General features: G+C 70.0%; 17 protein-coding genes. 5 read left to right on the forward strand and 12 right to left on the reverse strand.

The annotated features are described in order from the left end of the window. Positions 1-19: 19 nt before the first annotated feature. Positions 20-1195, reverse strand: coding sequence for an adenosine deaminase (locus CRP49_RS07945; protein ID WP_097252769.1), 1176 nt, complete (start codon positions 1193-1195; stop codon positions 20-22). Positions 1196-1316: 121 nt separating this feature from the next. Here CRP49_RS07945 and CRP49_RS07950 point away from each other — a divergent pair, with 121 nt between their 5' ends. Continuing rightward, positions 1317-2078: an alpha/beta hydrolase gene (locus CRP49_RS07950; RefSeq protein ID WP_097252770.1), complete on the forward strand. Its 762-nt coding sequence runs from the start codon at positions 1317-1319 to the stop codon at positions 2076-2078. 70 nt (positions 2079-2148) lie between these two features. On the opposite strand, the gene CRP49_RS07955 is transcribed toward CRP49_RS07950, so the two are convergent. Next, a complete protein-coding gene (locus tag CRP49_RS07955) occupies positions 2149-3102 on the reverse strand; it encodes a LysR family transcriptional regulator (RefSeq protein WP_097252771.1) in 954 nt (317 codons plus the stop codon). Positions 3103-3165: 63 nt separating this feature from the next. Here CRP49_RS07955 and CRP49_RS07960 point away from each other — a divergent pair, with 63 nt between their 5' ends. The 3 genes from CRP49_RS07960 (at position 3166) to CRP49_RS07970 (ending at position 6794) form a co-directional block, all read left to right on the forward strand. Further along, positions 3166-4458: an MFS transporter gene (locus CRP49_RS07960; RefSeq protein WP_097252772.1), complete on the forward strand. Its 1293-nt coding sequence runs from the start codon at positions 3166-3168 to the stop codon at positions 4456-4458. Between the two features lie 97 nt (positions 4459-4555). Next, positions 4556-5674: a DNA polymerase III subunit beta gene (dnaN, locus tag CRP49_RS07965; RefSeq protein ID WP_097252773.1), complete on the forward strand. Its 1119-nt coding sequence runs from the start codon at positions 4556-4558 to the stop codon at positions 5672-5674. A gap of 106 nt (positions 5675-5780) precedes the next feature. Further along, entirely contained in the window at positions 5781-6794 is a 1014-nt protein-coding gene (locus CRP49_RS07970; RefSeq protein WP_097252774.1) for a sigma-70 family RNA polymerase sigma factor, read from the forward strand. Here CRP49_RS07970 and CRP49_RS07975 read toward each other — a convergent pair. After that, positions 6678-7064 carry an STAS domain-containing protein gene (locus CRP49_RS07975; RefSeq protein ID WP_116130572.1) on the reverse strand — a complete coding sequence of 129 codons (387 nt, stop codon included), beginning with the start codon at positions 7062-7064 and terminating at the stop codon, positions 6678-6680. The two genes, CRP49_RS07970 and CRP49_RS07975, sit on opposite strands and share 117 nt — an antisense overlap. 69 nt (positions 7065-7133) lie before the next feature. Here CRP49_RS07975 and CRP49_RS07980 point away from each other — a divergent pair, with 69 nt between their 5' ends. Continuing rightward, entirely contained in the window at positions 7134-8054 is a 921-nt protein-coding gene (locus tag CRP49_RS07980; RefSeq protein WP_097257247.1) for an AEC family transporter, read from the forward strand. Between the two features lie 3 nt (positions 8055-8057). Here CRP49_RS07980 and CRP49_RS07985 read toward each other — a convergent pair whose 3' ends face one another. The 9 genes from CRP49_RS07985 to CRP49_RS08025 all read right to left on the reverse strand — a co-directional run bounded on the left by CRP49_RS07985 (position 8058) and on the right by CRP49_RS08025 (position 18601). Next, complete coding sequence (locus CRP49_RS07985; protein WP_097252775.1) at positions 8058-8642, reverse strand: Uma2 family endonuclease; 585 nt, start codon at positions 8640-8642, stop codon at positions 8058-8060. Positions 8643-8737: 95 nt separating this feature from the next. Next, positions 8738-10021: a thymidine phosphorylase gene (locus CRP49_RS07990; protein WP_097252776.1), complete on the reverse strand. Its 1284-nt coding sequence runs from the start codon at positions 10019-10021 to the stop codon at positions 8738-8740. A 65-nt stretch (positions 10022-10086) separates the two neighbouring features. Then, positions 10087-10491, reverse strand: coding sequence for a cytidine deaminase (locus CRP49_RS07995; protein WP_094215341.1), 405 nt, complete (start codon positions 10489-10491; stop codon positions 10087-10089). Beyond that, the gene (locus tag CRP49_RS08000) at positions 10488-11750 is read right to left on the reverse strand and encodes an ABC transporter permease (RefSeq protein ID WP_097252777.1); all 1263 of its coding nucleotides are present in this window, start codon (positions 11748-11750) and stop codon (positions 10488-10490) included. Before CRP49_RS08000 ends, CRP49_RS07995 begins: the two co-directional genes overlap by 4 nt. Next, complete coding sequence (locus tag CRP49_RS08005; protein ID WP_094215343.1) at positions 11750-12871, reverse strand: ABC transporter permease; 1122 nt, start codon at positions 12869-12871, stop codon at positions 11750-11752. Before CRP49_RS08005 ends, CRP49_RS08000 begins: the two co-directional genes overlap by 1 nt. Next, on the reverse strand, positions 12868-14541 hold the full coding sequence (locus CRP49_RS08010; RefSeq protein WP_097252778.1) for an ABC transporter ATP-binding protein: 1674 nt from the start codon (positions 14539-14541) through the stop codon (positions 12868-12870). The genes CRP49_RS08005 and CRP49_RS08010 overlap by 4 nt, the downstream gene beginning before the upstream one ends. 231 nt (positions 14542-14772) lie before the next feature. Further along, positions 14773-15825: a BMP family protein gene (locus tag CRP49_RS08015; protein WP_097252779.1), complete on the reverse strand. Its 1053-nt coding sequence runs from the start codon at positions 15823-15825 to the stop codon at positions 14773-14775. A gap of 215 nt (positions 15826-16040) precedes the next feature. Beyond that, complete coding sequence (locus tag CRP49_RS08020) at positions 16041-17069, reverse strand: BMP family protein (protein ID WP_097252780.1); 1029 nt, start codon at positions 17067-17069, stop codon at positions 16041-16043. Positions 17070-17359: 290 nt separating this feature from the next. Beyond that, positions 17360-18601 carry an amidohydrolase gene (locus CRP49_RS08025; RefSeq protein ID WP_097252781.1) on the reverse strand — a complete coding sequence of 414 codons (1242 nt, stop codon included), beginning with the start codon at positions 18599-18601 and terminating at the stop codon, positions 17360-17362. Positions 18602-18790: the final 189 nt, after the last annotated feature.

Consider the following 18790-nt stretch of genomic DNA (forward strand, 5'->3'; position numbering starts at 1 on the left):
GCCGCCGGTCGCCCCGCCGCTACCCCTCGGATCCGGAAGAACCCCTGATGGAGGCGGTCTGCTGGAACAACCACTCGGACTTCAGCTCTGCATATCCAGGCTTGACCACGTCATTGATCATCGCGAGTCGTTCATCGAAAGGAATGAACGCTGATTTCATCGCATTGACGGAGAACCATGCCAGGTCGTCGAGCGTATAACCGAACGCCTCGACGAGATGCTCGAATTCCCGGCTCATGCTGGTGTGCGACATCAGCCGGTTGTCGGTGTTGACCGTCGCCCGGAAGTGCAGCCGCCGCAGCAGCCCGATCGGGTGCTCGGCATAGGAAGAGGCCGCCCCGGTCTGCAGGTTGGAGCTGGGGCACATCTCCAGCGGGATGCGCTTGTCACGGACGTACGACGCCAGCCGCCCGAGCCGCACCGAGCCGTCCTCGCGGACCTCGATGTCGTCGATGATCCGCACCCCGTGCCCGAGCCGGTCGGCACCGCACCACTGCAGCGCCTGCCAGATGGACGGCAGCCCGAAGGCCTCACCGGCGTGGATGGTGAAGTGGTTGTTCTCGCGCTTGAGGTACTCGAACGCGTCCAGGTGCCGGGTGGGCGGGTAGCCGGCCTCGGCGCCGGCGATGTCGAAGCCGACCACACCCAGATCCCGGTAGCGGTTGGCGAGTTCGGCGATCTCCAGGGCGCGGGCCGCGTGCCGCATGGCGGTCAGCAGGGCGCCGACCCGGATGCGGTGGCCGTTCTGCCGGGCGAGCCGCTCGCCCTGCCGGAAGCCCTCGTTGACCGCCTCGACGACCTCTTCGAGGGTCAGCCCGCCCTCAAGGTGCTGCTCGGGCGCGTACCGCACCTCCGCGTAGACGACCCCGTCCTCGGCGAGGTCCTCGGCGCACTCCCGGGCGACGCGGACAAGCGCCTCCCGGGTCTGCATCACACCGACGGTGTGCGAGAAGGTCTCCAGATACCGTTCCAACGAGCCGGAATCGGCCGCTTCGCGGAACCAGATGCCCAGCTTGTCGGGGTCGGTCTCGGGGAGCTGGGAGTAGCCCGCCTCCTGGGCGAGTTCGACGACGGTTCCGGGGCGGAGCCCGCCGTCGAGATGATCGTGCAGCAGAACCTTGGGGGCCCGGCGGATCTGGTCCGGCGTCGGGACGTGCGTCGGGACGGTCCCAGTCGGTGCAGTCTGGCTCGTCATTGCCGCACTGTAACGCCTACGCGCGTAGAGAGCCGCTGTACGGCATGTACTTTTCCGTCGATATTTAACGGTGACCGCACGGACGGGTTTCGTACACCGAGCCTTCTGACACTGTTCTGTCATGGGACAGCAAGCGACGCCGGTCCGAACGGCCAGGCTGGCAAAGGCAGTCGGCCCGGAGCCGACGACAGTGAGCGGAGCGGTGCTGCTGCTCCCCGGGGGCGAGGAGGTCTCCGCCCGCAGGCCGTCGCTCATCCAGGCGACGGCCTTCGTCCGCTCCCTCGGCCGCAGGTTCGCCCGCGCGGGCCGCACGGAGGGGCTGGCTGTCCATACCGTCCACTACCGCTACCGGGGCTGGAACGGCAGCGAGGCGCATCTCGCGGGGGACGCGGAGTGGGCCGCGGATGAGGTCGTACGGCGGTACGGGGACGTTCCCGTGTGTCTGGTCGGACTCGACATGGGCGGGCGGGCTGCGCTGCGGGCGGGCGGGCACGAGGCGGTGAACTCGGTGATCGCGCTTGCCCCCTGGCTGCCGGAGGAGGACGTGGCCGCGGCCGCCGAGCCGGTGAAGCAGCTGGTGGGGCGGCAGGTGCTGATCGTGCACGGCACGAACGACGAACGGACCGATCCCGAGCTGTCGTTCCGGCTGGCGGCTCGGGCGAAGAAGGTGAACCGGGACGTGTGCCGGTTCGAAGTGCACTCCGACGGTCATGGGTTGCATCAGCACCGGGATGAAGTGCTGTCGCTTGCGGTGGACTTCGTGATGGGGGCGTTGTTCGGGTGTTCGGTGTCTCGGCCCGTGGAGGATGCGCTTGCTGCTCCGCCGCCTATCGGTTTGAGGATGCCGTTGGCTGCGGGGTTCGGTAGGTCGTTGAGGCGGTAGCGCCGTAGGGGTGTCGGTGGTTGTCGGGGTGCCGGTGCGTTGTGGCTCGTCGCGCAGTTCCCCGCGCCCCTTAGGTGGGAAGCAGATTCCCTCTTCTGGAAAGCAAGAACTTCTTGAAGGCGGCCACGGGGGGTGTGTCCGGGCGGTCGGCCAGCCAGGCGACGCCGATTTCGCGGGCCGCCTTGGGGGCCGTCACCGTCAGTTCCACGACGCCCGGTCTCGGGACGGTCGGGGGAGGCAGGAGGGCGACGCCCAGGCCCGCCGCCACCAGGCCCCGCAGGGTTTCCGCCTCCTCGCCCTCGAAGGCCACCCTGGGGCGGAAGCCCGCCTGGGTGCACAGGTCGTCGGTGATGCGGCGCAGGCCGTAACCCGGTTCCAGGGTGACGAAGGTTTCGTCGGCGGCCTCGGCCAGGCGGATGCGGCGGCGGGCGGCCAGGCGGTGGTCGGCCGGGACGACGAGACGCAGCTTCTGTTCGTCCAGGCGGCGGGCCACGAGGTCGGGGGCGTCGGGGACCGGAGAGGTGAGGCAGAGGTCCAGCTCTCCCGCGCGCAGCCGCTCCAGCATGGCCTCGCCGTAGTTCTGGACGAGACTGAACCGGATGCGCGGGTGGTCGGCGCGGAAGGCGTGCAGCAGGCCGGGTACGGTCTCGGCGCCCATGGTGTGCAGGAAGCCGAAGGCGACCTTGCCGGTGGCCGGGTCGGCGTCGGCGCGGACCTCCTCGGCGGCGCGCTCGACCTCGGCGAGGGCACGTTCGACGGAGGCGAGGAAGGTGCGGCCGGCGGTGGTGAGGGAGACCGTACGGCCGTGGCGGGCGAACAGGTCGACGCCCAGGTCCTGCTCCAGGCGGGCCATCGCGCGCGAGAGGGTCGACTGGGGGACGTTCATCTCGTGGGCGGCCCGGGTGACGTGCTCGGTGCGGGCGACGCCGGCGAAGTACGCGAGGCGGGGCGCCAGCAACAGCGCCATGTCTTCTGTGTCACTGGACGGTGACAGACGAGCCTGTGAGCTTTGCTGATGCGCCATGGGAACGATTATGGCCAATCCATGCATTGGACGGATGAGCGGGCTCGTACGTAGCTTCGAGGCATGTCTCCCGCCAGTACCGGGGCGTCCACCAGCGTGGACGCCGCCCAGCCCGTCCGTTCCTCCGACTCCGCGTCCGACTCCCGCATGGCGCCGGGCGGCCCCGGCTACCGCCGGATGAGCTTCGCCCTCTTCCTCGCCGGAGTCGCCACCTTCGCCCTCCTCTACTCCACGCAGGCCCTGCTGCCGCTGATCTCCGGGGAGTTCGGGGTCGCGGCGAGCGAGGCGAGCTGGACGGTGGCGGCCGCGACCGGCGGTCTGGCGCTGTTCGTGCTGCCGATGAGCGCCCTGTCGGAGCGCTTCGGCCGCCGTACGGTGATGACGGCCTCGCTGGCGGTCGCGGTGGGCGTTGGTCTGCTGGTGCCCTTCGCGCCCTCCATCGGGGCCCTGGTGGTGCTGCGGGCGGTGCAGGGCGCGGCGCTGGCAGGTCTTCCGGCCTCGGCGACGGCGTACCTCGCCGAGGAGGTCCGGCCGAAGGCGCTGGTCACGGCGATCGGGCTGTTCGTGGCGGGCAACAGCGTCGGCGGAATGAGCGGCCGGGTGATCACCGGCTGGGTCGCGCAGGAGTGGGGCTGGCGGGTGGCCGTCGGGGTGATCGGCGCGATCGCGGTGGCCTGCGCGGTGGCGTTCCGGCTGCTGCTGCCGGCGCCGCGGCACTTCAAGGCCGGCTCGCTGCGCCCCCGCGTCCTGCTCGGCACGGTCCGCGACCACCTCTCCGACCCGCTGCTGCGCCGCCTGTACGCGATCGGCGCGCTGTTCATGACAGTGTTCGGCGGTGTGTACACGGTGATCGGCTACCGCCTGACCGAGGCCCCCTTCTCCCTCCCCCAGGGCATCGTCGGCTCGATCTTCCTGGTGTACCTGGTGGGTACGGTGTCGGCGTCGACCGCGGGCCGCCTGGTGGGCCGCCTCGGCCGCCGGGGCGCGCTGTACCTGGCGGGCGGTACGACGGCGACGGGCCTGCTCCTCTCCCTGGCCGACTCCCTCCCCCTGGTCCTGCTGGGCCTGGTCCTGATCACCGCGGGCTTCTTCGCGGGCCACGCGGTCGCCTCCTCGGCGGTCAGCAAGACGGCCACCCACGGCCGCGCCCAGGCCTCGGCCCTCTACCAGTCCGCGTACTACGTCGGCTCCAGCGCCGGCAGCACGATCGGCGCGATGGCCTTCCACGCGGGCGGCTGGGGCGGCACGGTCACCGTGGGCATCCTCGCGGTCCTGGGCGTCGTGACGATCACGGTCCTCGGCTCCCGGGCGGCCCGGGTGGCGGCCCGGCGGACGCCGGTGGCGGCGGCGCACTGACCTTCGGTCCTCGCATTCCCCCTGCTCACAGCCCGTTGTCAGTGGCCGCGGATACCTTCCGCGGGTCAACTGGACGGATGAGCAGGGGGATTGCCGTATGGAGTTCCGGATCGCACGCGCGGATCTCAACGAGGCGGTCTCGTGGGCGGCACGGGCGTTGCCGGCGCGGACACCCGTACCGGTGCTGGGCGGCCTGTCGCTGACGGCCGGGGCGGGGCGACTGGCGGTGTCGGGGTTCGACTTCGAGACGGCCGCGCGGGTCGAGACGGACGCCGAAACGGTGACCGAGGGGCGGGTGCTGGTCCTGGGGCGCAGGCTGCTGGACATCTGCCGGGTGTTGCCGGAGGGGCCGGTGAGCTGTGTGCTGGAGGGCTCGCGGTTCACAGTGGAGGCGGGCGGCGCCCGGTTCGGGCTGTCGACACTGCCCTACGAGGAGTATCCGGCGCTTCCCGAGGCGCCCCCGGTGTACGGCGGTGTGGACGCGGCCGCGTTCGCGACGGCCGTCGGACAGGTGGCCGTGGCGGCGGGCCGGGACGACACGCTGCCGGTGCTCACCGGGATCCAACTGCGGCTCGACGGCGAGGAGATGGTCCTGTCGGCGTCCGACCGGTACCGGTATGCCGTGCGGCGGCTGGAGTGGAAGCCGGAGGCGGGACCGGCCTGGGCGGCGGCGGAGGCGCTGCTGCCCGCGCGGCGGCTGCTGGAGCTGGCACGGTCGCTGGCCCGCTGCGGGACCGTGAGCATCGGGCTCGATCCGGCCGAGGGGGCCGGCGGGGGCGTGGTCGGGTTCGAGGGCGGGCGGACGCGGACGGTCCTGCGGCGGCTTGAAGGGCGGCTGCCGGGGTACGGCTCGCTGTTCGAGCTGGCGGGGGCGGCGGTCGCCGAGGTGGAGTGCGGGGCGCTGGCGGAGGCGGTGCGGAGGGTGGCGGTGGTGGCGGAGGCGAACAGTCCGGTGCGGCTGGAGTTCTCCGGCGAGGACGGGTCCGTGATGGTGCGGGCCGGTTTCGGGGACGACGTGGCGGCGCAGCGGCTGCCGGCCGTGCTGCGCGGAGCCGGGGAGGTCGCCGTGGCCTTCAACCCGGCGTACCTGGTCGACGCGCTGAACTCCTTCGAGGGGCCCGCGCTGCGGCTGGAGCTGCTGGGGTCGGGTCAGCGGGTGCTGTTGGGCGACGGTGGGCATCAGCATCTGCTCATGTCCGTGAAGCAACTGGTCTGAGCTGGGCCTTTGCGCGCTCGGGGGGCCATTGTCAGTGGGCTGCGGTAGCTTCCGGAGTGCTGGGGCGCGAAGGCGCGTGAACAGAAGCCACAGGGGTGGGTGGACGATGGGCGACAGCACGGCGACGGTGGACCTGGACGTCGCACTGGAGAAGCACCGGACCGAGCTGACCGGGTACTGCTACCGCATGCTCGGCTCCTCCTTCGAGGCCGAGGACGCGGTGCAGGACACCCTGGTGCGGGCCTGGCGGAGCTACGACAAGTTCGAGGGCCGTTCGAGTCTGCGCTCGTGGCTGTACCGGATCGCGACGAACGTGTGCCTGGACATGCTGACGGCCGGGAACAAGCGGGCCCGCCCCATGGACCTCACCGACTCGACGCCCCTCGCGCAGGCGGCCCTCGCCCCTCGTCCGGACAACACCTGGCTGGAGCCGGTGCCGGACGCGCGCGTGCTGCCGACGGTCGAGGACCCGGCGGAGGCGGCCGTCGCCAAGGAGTCGATCCGACTGGCGTTCATGGCGGCCCTGCAGCAGCTGCCGCCCAAGCAGCGGGCGGTGCTGATCCTGCGCGAGGTGCTGGCCTGGAAGGCGAGCGAGGTCGCCGAGCTGCTGGACACCTCGGTCGCCTCGGTCAACAGCGCGCTGCAGCGGGCCAGGGCGACGCTCGCCGAGCGGGAGCAGGCGGGCGCCGACGCGGCGGTCTCCGACCCGCTCGACGAGGAGCAGCAGAAGCTCCTGGAGCGCTATGTGAAGGCCTTCGAGGGCTACGACATGACGGCGCTCACGGCGTTGCTGCACGAGGACGCCGTCATGACGATGCCGCCGTTCGACCTGTGGCTGACCGGCCACGACGACATCACCGGCTTCATGACCACCCTGGGCGCCGCCTGCGCCGGCTCCCGTCTGCTGCCCGTGCAGGTCAACGGGCTGCCCGGCTTCGCCCAGTACAAGCCGGACCCGGAGGCGGGCGGCTTCACCCCGTGGTCGATCCAGGTCCTGGAGATTTCAGACGGCCGGCTGACCGGGTTCCACTTCTTCCTCGACACCCAGCGGTGGTTCCCTCTCTTCGGCCTGCCCCTCCATCTGGAAGCGGAGCCCGACCAGATCGAGGAGGGCGTGTAGCGCGGGGTCGGGGTCGCGCAGCCGTATCCGCCCGCCCGCCCGGCGGGCGGCCAGCTCCAGCCGCGCCAGCAGCTCGACGGTCCCGAGCCCCGGAGGCCCGAGCCCACCCACGTCACACACGACGACTGCGGCCCCGGTGGCCTCCAGCAGCTCGCGCACGTCGTCACACAGCCCCGGCACCTCGTCCCTGGTGACGGGGCCGGCCAGCACGAGCACAGCGGGTGTCTTCGCGTCCACGTGCGGTAGACCTGCGGGGCGGCCGTAACTCATCGCGGTAGCCCGCACCCCGGGCGTAGATCACATTGACCCGCTCCCCCGCTCCGCCGGAGGGTGGGCTCCGTGCAGGGGGTGCTGAGCGGGTTCGCGGTGATCGCGGTCGTCATCGGGGTGGGCTATGTGCTCGGGCGGCGCGGCTCGCTCGGCGAGCGGGGCGGCGAGGTGCTGACGCGGCTGGCCTTCAGCGTGGCGGGCCCGGCGCTCCTCTTCACGACCTTGGCCAGGGCCGACCTGTCGGTGCTGTTCTCGGCCCGGCTCCTGGTGACGGCCCTGAGCACAGCCGCGGTCTCCGGGGTCTTCGTGGCGGTCGGCGCGCTACGCCGCTGGGGCGTGGGCCGCACCACCATCGGCGCCCTGTGCTCCGGCTACGTCAACTCGGGCAACCTCGGCATCCCGATCGCGGCGTACGTCCTGGGCGACGCGTCCCTGGTGGCACCGGTGCTGCTGTTCCAGGTCGTGCTGGTGACCCCGGTCGCGCTGACGATCCTGGACCTGTCGGGCATGGGCGAGAAGGGCACGGTGTGGCGCCGCCTGCTGACCCCGTTGCGCAACCCGATAGCGGTCGGCTCGTTGTCGGGTGTCCTGGTCTCGGCGGCGGGCTGGACGATCCCCGGCCCGGTCATGGATCCCCTCACCCTGATCGGCAACATGTCCGTCCCGGCGGCCCTGCTGGCCTTCGGCATGTCCCTGCACGGCAGCGCGGCCCCTGGCCGGGGGCGGGACCGTCAACTGGTCCTGCTGTCGGTGGCGTTGAAGTCGGTGGGGCAACCGGCGGTGGCGTGGGTGGTGGCGAGTGGCGTCTTCGGGCTGCATGGCGCGCCGCTGCTGGACGTGGTGGTGACCTCGGCCCTTCCGGCCGCGCAGAACCTGTTCACGTACGCCAGCCGCTATCGGGTGGCCGAGGCCCTGGCCCGGGAGTCGATCCTGCTGTCGACGGTGGTTTCGGTGCCGGTGTTGGTGGGGGTGGCGGCGGTTCTGGGGTGAGGGTCAGTCGACGGGGAACTCGCCGGTGTCGATCGTGACGTCGAACGGCTCCGGCAGCTTGATGGGATCGCCGAACTTCACGGCGCTCAGGGTCCGGTAGACCTCGCCCTTCGGCTCTCCGTAGAGGGTCGCGGTGGGGCCGCCGGGCGCCCAGGAGTCGACGAGAAGGTAGAGCGGAATGCCCGCGGTCGCGTAGGCGGCGGCCTTGCTGACCCGGTCGTGTCGGGCGTTGGACTTGGACGTCACCTCGACGACGAGTTCGGCGAGGGCTGCGGGGATGTAGGAGTCCGTCTCCGGGCGCTCCTGCACCGGCGTCACCAGCAGGTCCGGGATGAGCATGCCCAGGCGTGACGGTACGGCGATCGACAGCGTCTGGAAGATCCCCCAGTCATCGGGGATCACGGAGTAGAGGCGACGCTGGATGCGTTCCGCGATGACGTTGTGGCGGAACGCGGGAGAAGGTGACACGGTGATGATCCCCTCGATGATCTCCACCTTGCTGCCCTCGGGCCATTCCATCTCCTCCCAGTACCGGACGAGGTCGTCCCAGTTCTGGTCGGGGTCCTGGCTCACGGTGAGTGCGCTCATGGCGGTCTCCTATCGGTGCGTCACCGATCCCAGCATGCCGAACGGGACCGGCGGAGGTCCACCGATCCCGTTCACCCGAAAGATAGATCCCCTGGTCAGGCGATACGTTCCAGCACGACGGGCGACGCCGTGAAGTCCTTCCCCTCCGCCGCGATGTCGTACGAGCCCTCGACCGCCTGCAGCGCGTACTCGAAGCGCTCCGGGGTGTCCGTGTGCAGGGTCAGCAGGGGCTGGCCCTCGGTCACCGTGTCGCCCGGCTTGGCGTGCATCTCGATGCCCGCCCCCGCCTGCACCGGGTCCTCCTTGCGGGCGCGGCCCGCGCCCAGTCGCCAGGCGCCGACGCCGATGTCGTAGGCGTCGAGGCGGGTCAGGACGCCGGACGACGGCGCCTTGATGACGTGCTGTTCCTTCGACGTGGGGAGCGCAGCGTCCGGGTCGCCGCCCTGGGCCGCGATCATGCGGCGCCAGACGTCCATCGCCGAGCCGTCGGCCAGGGCCTTGGCCGGGTCCGCGTCCTTCACGCCGGCGGCGTCCAGCATCTCCCGGGCCAGGGCGATCGTCAGCTCCACGACGTCCGCCGGGCCGCCGCCCGCCAGGACCTCGACCGACTCGCGGACCTCCAGGGCGTTGCCCGCGGTGAGGCCGAGGGGGGTGGACATGTCGGTCAGGAGGGCGACGGTCTTCACGCCGTGGTCGGTGCCGAGGCCCACCATGGTGGACGCCAGCTCCCGCGCGTCCTCGATCGTCTTCATGAAGGCGCCCGAGCCGACCTTCACGTCCAGGACCAGAGAACCGGTGCCTTCGGCGATCTTCTTCGACATGATGGACGAGGCGATCAGGGGGATCGCCTCGACCGTGCCGGTGACGTCACGCAGGGCGTACAGCTTCTTGTCGGCGGGGGCCAGGCCGTCGCCCGCCGCGCAGATGACCGCGCCGGTGGTGTCGAGGACGTGCAGCATCTCCTCGTTGGAGAGCAGTGCGCGCCAGCCCGGGATCGACTCCAGCTTGTCCAGGGTGCCGCCGGTGTGGCCGAGGCCGCGGCCCGAGAGCTGGGGGACGGCCGCTCCGCAGGCCGCGACGAGGGGCGCGAGCGGGAGCGTGATCTTGTCGCCGACGCCGCCCGTGGAGTGCTTGTCCGCCGTCGGGCGGGACAGCGAGGAGAAGTCCATGCGCTCGCCGGAGGCGATCATGGCCGCGGTCCAGCGGGAGATCTCACGGCGGTTCATGCCGTTGAGCAGGATCGCCATGTTGAGGGCGGCCATCTGGTAGTCGGCGACCTCGCCGCGGGTGTACGCGTCGATGACCCAGTCGATCTGCTCGTCGGTCAGCTCGCCGCGGTCCCGCTTGGTGCGGATGACGGAGATGGCGTCCATGGCCATGGCTTTCCTTCCGGAGGTGCGAAGTGCACGGCCCCCCTGCGCAGGTCAGGGGGGCCGTACGGGAGTTACTTGGTGAGATGGTCCGGGCCGAAGGCCTGGGGCAGCATCTCGGAGAGCGGGAGGATGCCCGCGGGGGTGTCCAGGAGCAGGTCGGGGCCGCCGAACTCGTAGAGCAGCTGACGGCAGCGGCCGCACGGGACGAGCAGCCCGCCCGTGCCGTCCACGCAGGTGAAGTGCGTGAGGCGGCCGCCCCCGGTGCGCTGCAGCTGCGAGACCAGACCGCACTCGGCGCACAGGCCGAGGCCGTACGAGGCGTTCTCGACGTTGCAGCCGGTGACCGTGCGCCCGTCGTCGACCAGCGCCGCCACGCCGACCGGGAAGCCCGAGTAGGGGGCGTAGGCGTGGGACATGGCCTCCCGCGCCTCGGCCCGCAGGGCCTCCCAGTCGAACTCGGTGACGGGGCTGGTCACTTGCCCTGTCCCTTCCGGTACGGCAGGCCGTCCGCCTTCGGCATGCGCAGCTTCTGCGCGGACAGCGAGAGGACGAGCAGCGTGACGATGTACGGGGTCGCCGTCACCAGCTGGCGCGGGACCTCGTTGGTGGAGACGTACCAGAGGAACATCAGGGCCGCGATGACGGCCGTGATGACGGCGGGGACGTACTTCTTCTTCCACGCCTGGTAGGCGGCGCCGAACACCAGCAGGATCGCCAGCAGCAGGATCAGCGCGTGGACGTTCACCGTGCCGCCGCGCAGGTTGAGGCTGTCGGTGTAGCCGAACAGGCCGGCGCCGAGGGCCAGGCCGCCCGGCATCCAGTTGCCGAAGATCATCGCGGCGAGACCGATGTAGCCGCGGCCGGCCGTCTGGCCGTCGAGGTACACGTTCGAGGCGACGATGGACAGGAACGCGCCGCCGAGGCCGGCGAAGCCGCCGGAGATGATCACGGCGATGTACTTGTACTTGTACACGTTGACGCCGAGGGACTCGGCCGCCACCGGGTTCTCACCGCAGGAGCGCAGGCGCAGACCGAAGGAGGTCCGCCACAGCACCCACCAGGTCAGCGGGACCATGGCGACCGCGATCACGGTCAGCGGCGACAGGTCGGTGACCAGACCGCCGAGCAGGCCGGCGATGTCGGAGACCAGGAACCAGTGCTTCTCGTTGAGCGTGTTCAGCCAGTCCGACAGGCCCGGGATGCTGAACTCGCCGAGGGAGTCGATCGGCGGGGACTGCTTGGTGGAGCCCTGCGGGGCGTTGGCGAAGGTGAACTTCGAGAGGTAGCGGGTGGTGCCGAGGGCCAGGATGTTCAGCGCCACACCGGAGACGATGTGGTTGACGTTGAACGTGACCGTGGCGATGGCGTGCAGGACGGCGCCGAGCGCGCCGCCGATGATGCCGAAGACGACACCGGTCCACGGGCCCCACTGGTAGCCGGCCCAGGCACCGAACCAGGTGCCGAGGATCATCATGCCCTCGAGGCCGATGTTGACGACGCCCGCGCGCTCGGCCCACAAGCCGCCGAGGCCCGCGAGGCCGATCGGCACCGCGAGCTGCAGCGCGGTGGACATCTGCCCGACCGAGGTGATGCCGTCCGCGCCGGTGATGATGCGGACGATCGAGGTCAGCACCAGCACACCCGCGATGACCAGCAGGAGTACCGGGAGCGACATACGGCGGCCGCCCTTGCCGGGCTGCTTGGCCTGCGGCTTGGCGATGGTCGCGGTGGACATCAGGCAGCCACCTCCTTGTTGGTGTTCTGGGCGGCGGCCGCGGCCAGCTCGGCGCCGACCCGGCGCTGCTGGCGGCGCAGGGCCCACTGCTGTACGGCCGCGTACGAGATGACGACCGCGAAGACGATCAGGCCCTGCATGATCGTGGCGATCTCCTTGTCGTACGCCACGGGGGTCGCGTAGTCGAGGGCGGGCGAGGCCTTGTCGAGGAAGGCCCACAGCAGGGCGGCGAGCGCGATGCCGCCGGGGTTGTTGCGGCCGAGCAGGGCGATGCCGATGGCGGTGAAGCCGAGGCCGGCCGGGAAGCTCAGGCTGTAGGTGTGGGTGTCGCCGAGCAGCAGCGGCAGACCGGACAGGCCGGCGATGGCGCCGGAGATCAGCATCGCGGTCAGCACCATGCGCTTGGCGTCGACGCCGGAGGCCGCGGCGGCGGTCTCCGAGGCGCCGGTGGCGCGCAGGTCGAAGCCGAAGCGGGTGCGGTTGAGGACGACCCAGTAGCCGATGCCAAGGAGGACGGCGAGGAAGACCAGGCCGTAGATCTCGCCGACGTCCGAGCCGAGGTTGATGCCCGGGAACCAGCCGGACTTCTTCATGACACCGGTCGTCACGTTGTCGCCGACCTGCACGCCCCACACGTCGGTGAGGGTGACGTAGCCGATGACGGCGGTGGCGATCGAGTTCAGCATGATCGTCGCGACGACCTCGCTGACGCCCCGGGTGACCTTGAGGACACCGGCGATACCGGCCCAGAAGGCGCCGGTGGCCATGGCGACGATCAGCAGCAGCGGGACCTGCAGCACGCTGGGCAGGGCCACGTGCGCGCCGACGACGGCGGTCATCACCGCGGCGAGGCGGTACTGGCCGTCGACGCCGATGTTGAACAGGTTCATACGGAAGCCGAGGGCGACCGCGATGGCGGCGATGTAGTACAGCGACGCCTGGTTGATGATCAGCACCTGGATGTCCGAGTACGGCAGCTGCTGGAGCATCAGGGTGTACGGCTCGATCGGGTTCTTGCCCGAGGCGAGCAGGACCACGGAGGTCAGCACGATCGCCAGGACGAGCGCGATGACCGGGCCGGCCACCGCGACGAGCACCCGCTCCTTGTCGAACTTCTTCATCGGGCCTCGTCCTCCGGACCGGCGTTGTCGTCGCCCTCGGGGGCGGTCTCTTCGTGCTCCAGGTGACCGGACGCGGCACCCGTCATGGCGGAGCCCAGCTCCTCCGGCGTGATGGAGGCCGGGTCGGCGTCGGCGACCAGCCTGCCGTCGTAGATGACGCGCAGGGTGTCGGAGAGGCCGATCAGCTCGTCCAGGTCGGCGGAGATCAGCAGCACGGCCAGGCCCTCGCGGCGGGCCTCGCGGATGCGGTCCCAGATCTGCGCCTGGGCACCGACGTCCACACCACGGGTCGGGTGGGCGGCGATCAGGAACTTGGGGTCATGGCTCATCTCGCGGCCGACGATCAGCTTCTGCTGGTTGCCGCCGGACAGGGAGGCCGCGGTGACGTCGATGCCGGGGGTGCGGACGTCGTACTCCTCGACGATCCGGCGGGTGTCGGCCTGGGCGCCCTTGGGGTTGAGCCAGAAGCCCTTGGCGTTGGGCTTCTCGGTGACGTGGCCGAGGATGCGGTTCTCCCAGAGCGGGGACTCCAGCAGCAGGCCCTGGCGGTGGCGGTCCTCGGGGATGTATCCGACGCCGGACTCACGGCGCTTGCGGGTGGGCCAGGGGGTGATGTCCTCGCCCAGGAAGACGATCGAGCCGGAGTCGGCGTGCTTGGTGCCGATCAGCGCGTCGATCAGCTCTGTCTGACCGTTGCCCTCGACACCGGCGATGCCCATGACCTCGCCGGCGTGGATGGTGAAGGAGACGTCGTCGAGGACCTTCTTGACCGCGCCGGCGGGCGCGAACTCGGTGAGGCCCTCGGCGGAGGGCTCCTCCTCCGTTCCCATGGAGACGGCGCCGCGGGCGTAGACGGTGAGGTTCCTGACCTCCAGCACGGACCGGTCGGTCACGGTGGACTCGGCGGTCTCCGGGGTGGGCAGCTCGCTGCCGACCATCAGCTCGGCCAGCTGGCGCGGGGTGGTCTGGGAGGGGATCGCGGTCCCGACCGTCGTACCGCGCCGGATGACGGTGATGTCGTCGGCGACGGAGAGCACCTCGCCCAGCTTGTGGGAGATGAAGATGACCGACAGGCCCTCGGACTTCAGCTCGCGCAGGTTGTCGAAGAGTGCGTCGACCTCCTGCGGGACGAGCACCGCGGTCGGCTCGTCGAGGATCAGGGTGCGGGCGCCGCGGAAGAGGACCTTGAGGATCTCCACGCGCTGACGGTCGGCCACACCGAGGTCCTCGACCAGCACGTCCGGGCGGATGCCCAGGCCGTAGCGGTCGGAGATCTCCTTGATCTTCTTGCGGGCGCCACCGCCGATGCCGTGCAGCTTCTCGCTGCCGAGCACCACGTTCTCCAGCACGGTCAGGTTGTCGGCCAGCATGAAGTGCTGGTGGACCATGCCGATGCCGCGGGCGATGGCGTCGGCGGGGCTGGAGAAGCTCACCTGCTCGCCGTCGATCTGGATGGTGCCCTCGTCCGGCTTCTGCATGCCGTAGAGGATCTTCATCAGCGTCGACTTGCCGGCGCCGTTCTCGCCGACGAGCGCGTGGACGGTGCCCTTGCGGACCGTCAGGTGGATGTCGTGGTTGGCCACGACACCCGGAAATCGCTTGGTGATGCCCGCGAGCTCTACCGCGACTGTCGACTGAGCGGTGAGCGGAGGGCTGCTGGACGCGTCGATGGCGCACTCTCCTCGGGAAAGGGGTCGCTCTACGCGCGTAGCGCCCCTGCTTTAAATAGTGCCCGGACCTGATCGGCCTTGATCGAAAATTGTCCGATCAAGAACCCGATCCGTTCCGAGCATTCTGCCGCGCGAACGGGGTGCGGGCAGGTCATCCTCTCCGCACCCCGTTCCGTGGCCGTAACGCTGCCATTACAGCGTTCTGTTGGCCAAGGCTTCTGACCTAGATCGTCAGGAGGTCTTCACCTTGATGGTGCCGTCCTTGATGCCCTGCTCGGCCTTCTTGATCGCGGCCTGCATGTCGGCGTTGTTCTTGAAGGTCGGGTTGGAGTCGGACAGGCCGACACCACCGTTGTCCAGCGAGCCGCGGATCTCACCCGAGAGCGGCTTCTTGTCCTTGATCACGGACTTGGAGAGGTCGTAGACCGCGCCCTCGACGTTCTTCAGGGCCGAGGTCAGGATGTAGGCCTTGTACTTGGCCAGCGCCTGCTGCTTGTACTGGTCGGAGTCGACGCCGATGGCCCACACCTTGTGCTCGGCGGCGGACTTGATCACGCCCTGGCCGGAGAGGCCGGCGGCCGCGTAGACCACGTCGGCGCCCGCGTCGATCTGGCCGTTGGCCGCGTTCTCGCCCTTGTCGGGGCTGGAGAAGCCACCCTCCTGAGCCGTCTGGGTCAGGTACTGCGACTCGATCTTGATCTTCGGGTTGACGGACTTGGCGCCCTGCTCGTAACCCGCCTCGAACTTGTGGATCAGCGGGACGTCCACGCCACCGATGAAGCCGATGTGGTTCTTCTTGGTCGCCTTGGCGGCCGCGACACCGGCGAGGTACGAGGACTGCTCCTCGTGGAAGACCATGTCGGCGACGTTGTTCGCCTGGGTCTGGTTGTCGTCGATGATGCCGAAGGTGACCTTCGGGAACTTCTGCGCGGCCTCCTTGACGGCACCCGCGTAGGCGAAGCCGACACCGATGACCGGGTTGTAGCCCGCCTTGGCCAGGGTGATCAGGCGCTGGGTCTTGTCCGCGTCCGACTCGTTGTCCGTCGGCTCGACGTCCCGGCCGCCGACGCCGAAGTCCTTCTGCGCCTTCTCGAAGCCCGCGTAGGCGGCGTCGTTGAAGGACTGGTCACCCTTGCCGCCGACGTCGTACGCCAGGCCGATGCCCTTGGACTTGCCCTCGGAGGAGGAAGAGGAGGAGGTCGAAGAGCTGCCACAAGCAGAGACGGTGACGGCGAGCGCTGCGGTCGCAACGCCTGCAATCGTGATACGGGACACCCGGCGCATGGAACGTGACTCCTTTGTGCAAGCGCCCAAACCAGGCGCTGGTTCCGCCGCAGCGTAACGCGCGTAGACCAGACGGAAAACCCCCAATGTCCGGTCCGTTATCGAGCTGTGGCCACTGTCACTGTCAAGGTTACGGACAGCAGTACGCCCCTTGCGGGAGGCAAGGGGCGTACGGGCGCGACGGCGCTCGGGCGGGCGCCGGAGCGGCGGTCAGATCACTTGGTGTCGACCGTGATCTTGCCGTCGATGATGTCCTGCTTGGCCTTGTCCACGGCCGCGACCACGTCCTTCAGCGCCTTGTACTTCGGGTTGGAGTCGGCGAAGCCGACGCCGCCGGACTTCAGGTCGCCGCGGACGTCGCCGGACAGCGGCTTGCCCTCGTAGACCGACTTGGCGAGGTCGTAGACCGCGCCGCCGACGTTCTTCAGGGCCGAGCCGAGGATGTAGTCCTTGTACTTGGCGAGCGCGCTCTGCGTGTACTGGTCGGAGTCCACGCCGATGGCCCACACCTTGTGCTCGGCCGCGGACTTGATCACGCCCTGACCGGAGAGACCGGCCGCGTGGTAGATGACGTCGGCGCCGGCGTCGATCTGGCCGTTGGCCGCGTTCTCGCCCTTGTCGGGGCTGGAGAACCCGCCCTCCTGAGCCGTCTGGGTCAGGTACTGCGACTCGATCTTGATCTTCGGGTTGACGGACTTGGCGCCCTGGTCGAAGCCGGCCTCGAACTTGTGGATCAGCGGAATGTCCACGCCACCGATGAAGCCGATGTGGTTCTTCTTGGTGGCCTTGGCGGCCGCGACACCGGCGAGGTACGAGGACTGCTCCTCGTGGAAGACCATGTCGGCGACGTTCTTCGCCTGGATGGTGTTGTCGTCGATGATGCCGAAGGTGACCTTCGGGAACTTCGTGGCGACCTGCTTCACGGCCGGCGCGTAGGCGAAGCCGACGCCGATGACCGGGTTGTAGCCCGCCTTGGCCAGGGTCTCCAGACGCTGCACCTTGTCCGCGTCGGACTCGTTGGCCTGCGGCTCGATGTCCCGGCCGCCGATCTTGAAATCGTCCTGGGCCTTCTTGAAGCCGGCGTAGGCGGCGTCGTTGAAGGACTGGTCGCCCTTGCCGCCGATGTCGTAGGCGAGGCCGATGCCCTTGGCGGAGTACTTGCCGTCCTTGGAGGTCGTGTCGGTGGACTCGGTGCTGGACTTGCCGCATCCGGCAGCCGCGAGGGCGACGACCGCGACGGTCACCGCAGCTTGGGAGAACCTCGTTCTCCGGGAGAACTTCCGAGAGAGCAGACGCACAGCAAGCACTCCTTCATCCCCACGGCGCCGTCACGGGCCGCTGTCCCCAATGTGCCGCCAGTGGTGGCGATTTCGGCGCACAGTAACGCGCGTAGAAGGGGAGGGGAACGGGGTTTCTCCCGGCCGTTATCGATTCGTGCCGACTCCGGGTTACAGCCGTGCGCCGCCGGTTACGCCGGGGTGACACAAGAGGACGAAGAGGCACCGATCGGGTGCCCCTCCCTCCTCCGGGTGGCCTACAGGCCCTCGAGCAGCACGGCGGCCGTGAACATCTCCACGCCGACCGTGATGGCGCGCTCGTCGGCGTCGAAGTCGCCCTGGTGCAGGTCACGGGAGACGCGGTCGCCCGGGGTGCGGACGCCGAGACGGGCCAGGGCGCCGGGCACCTGCTCCAGGTACCAGGAGAAGTCCTCGCCGCCGAGGCTCTGCTCGGTGCTCTCGACGGACCGCAGGCCGCGCCGGGCGACCATGGCCCTGCGCAGCAGCTCGGTGGACTCCCGGTCGTTGACGACCGGCGGCACGCCCCGCACGTAGGTGATCTCCGACTTGGCGCGGTGCAGGGTGGCGACCTCGTCGATGGCCGCGTGCACGACGTCGGGTGCGTCGCGCCAGGCGTCCAGGTCCAGGCAGCGGACGGTGCCGGACAGCTCGGCGTGCTGCGGGATGACGTTCGGGGCGTGGCCCGACTCGATCCGGCCCCAGGTCAGGGCGAGGCCGCTGCGGGTGTCGACGCGCCGGGCGATCAGCGCGGGCACGTCGATGGCCACGCGGGCGGCGGCGGTGACCAGGTCGGTGGTCAGGTGGGGGCGGGCGGTGTGCCCGCCAGGCCCGTTCAGGGCGACCTCCAGCCGGTCGCAGGCGCTGGTGATGGCCCCGTGCCGGAGCCCGATCCGGCCGACGTCGACCTTGGGGTCGCAGTGCACGGCGAGGATCCGGCCGACCCCGTCGAGCACCCCGTCCGCGATGGCGCCGAGGGCGCCGCCGGGCATGACCTCCTCGGCGGGCTGGAAGAGCAGCCGCACCGGGCGCGGCAGCAGCCCCTTCGCGTGCAGGTCGGCGAGGACGAGCCCGGCGCCGAGCACGACCGAGGTGTGCACGTCGTGGCCGCAGGCGTGGGCGCGGTCGGGCACCGTGGACCGGTACGGGCAGTCGGCCTTGGTGTCCGGGATGGGCAGGGCGTCGATGTCGGCCCGCAGGGCGAGCAGCGGGATGGCGGGCCGCTCTCCCTCGGCGAGCTGATGTCCCTCCGGGAGCCCGATGTCACAGATGAGCCCGGTTCCGGTGGCGAGCACACGGGGGCGCAGCCCGGCCCGCTCCAGCCGCTCCTTGATCGCGGCGGTCGTACGGAACTCCTGGTTGCCCAGCTCCGGGTGCATGTGCAAGTCGCGGCGGAACTCTACGAGTTCGGCGTGCAGGGACTCGCTGAGTGCGCCCGGGAGAACATCCCCGGGGAGATCGGTCTCGGACTCTAGGGACATCAATTGGTTCACCCTCTGAAGGGTAGGACGCCCAACCGGTCAACTGACCCTCGATCAACAAAAGTTCAGCCCGTTAGGTGAAGAAAATCAGACCGGCGGACGCATGGCGGCGGACTCTGGTGGGTAAGACCTCTGTTTCCTCCTTCCACGGATACCACGCCGCGCCCTGGTCCCGCTCTACAAGTCCAC

This window comes from Streptomyces sp. Ag109_G2-15 (assembly GCF_900215565.1).
Taxonomy (GTDB): domain Bacteria; phylum Actinomycetota; class Actinomycetes; order Streptomycetales; family Streptomycetaceae; genus Streptomyces; species Streptomyces diastatochromogenes.

Excerpts from the sequence above, each read along its gene's own strand:
- CRP49_RS07950 (WP_097252770.1), top strand. The coding sequence starts at position 1,317 with ATGGGACAGCAAGCGACGCCGGTCCGAACGGCCAGGCTGGCAAAGGCA.
- CRP49_RS07985 (WP_097252775.1), bottom strand. The coding sequence starts at position 8,642 with ATGAGCGCACTCACCGTGAGCCAGGACCCCGACCAGAACTGGGACGAC.
- CRP49_RS07955 (WP_097252771.1), bottom strand. The coding sequence starts at position 3,102 with ATGGCGCATCAGCAAAGCTCACAGGCTCGTCTGTCACCGTCCAGTGAC.
- CRP49_RS08005 (WP_094215343.1), bottom strand. The coding sequence starts at position 12,871 with ATGAAGAAGTTCGACAAGGAGCGGGTGCTCGTCGCGGTGGCCGGCCCG.
- CRP49_RS08000 (WP_097252777.1), bottom strand. The coding sequence starts at position 11,750 with ATGTCCACCGCGACCATCGCCAAGCCGCAGGCCAAGCAGCCCGGCAAG.
- CRP49_RS07970 (WP_097252774.1), top strand. The coding sequence starts at position 5,781 with ATGGGCGACAGCACGGCGACGGTGGACCTGGACGTCGCACTGGAGAAG.
- CRP49_RS07945 (WP_097252769.1), bottom strand. The coding sequence starts at position 1,195 with ATGACGAGCCAGACTGCACCGACTGGGACCGTCCCGACGCACGTCCCG.
- CRP49_RS07975 (WP_116130572.1), bottom strand. The coding sequence starts at position 7,064 with ATGAGTTACGGCCGCCCCGCAGGTCTACCGCACGTGGACGCGAAGACA.
- CRP49_RS08015 (WP_097252779.1), bottom strand. The coding sequence starts at position 15,825 with ATGCGCCGGGTGTCCCGTATCACGATTGCAGGCGTTGCGACCGCAGCG.
- CRP49_RS08025 (WP_097252781.1), bottom strand. The coding sequence starts at position 18,601 with ATGTCCCTAGAGTCCGAGACCGATCTCCCCGGGGATGTTCTCCCGGGC.
- CRP49_RS07960 (WP_097252772.1), top strand. The coding sequence starts at position 3,166 with ATGTCTCCCGCCAGTACCGGGGCGTCCACCAGCGTGGACGCCGCCCAG.
- CRP49_RS07990 (WP_097252776.1), bottom strand. The coding sequence starts at position 10,021 with ATGGCCATGGACGCCATCTCCGTCATCCGCACCAAGCGGGACCGCGGC.
- dnaN (WP_097252773.1), top strand. The coding sequence starts at position 4,556 with ATGGAGTTCCGGATCGCACGCGCGGATCTCAACGAGGCGGTCTCGTGG.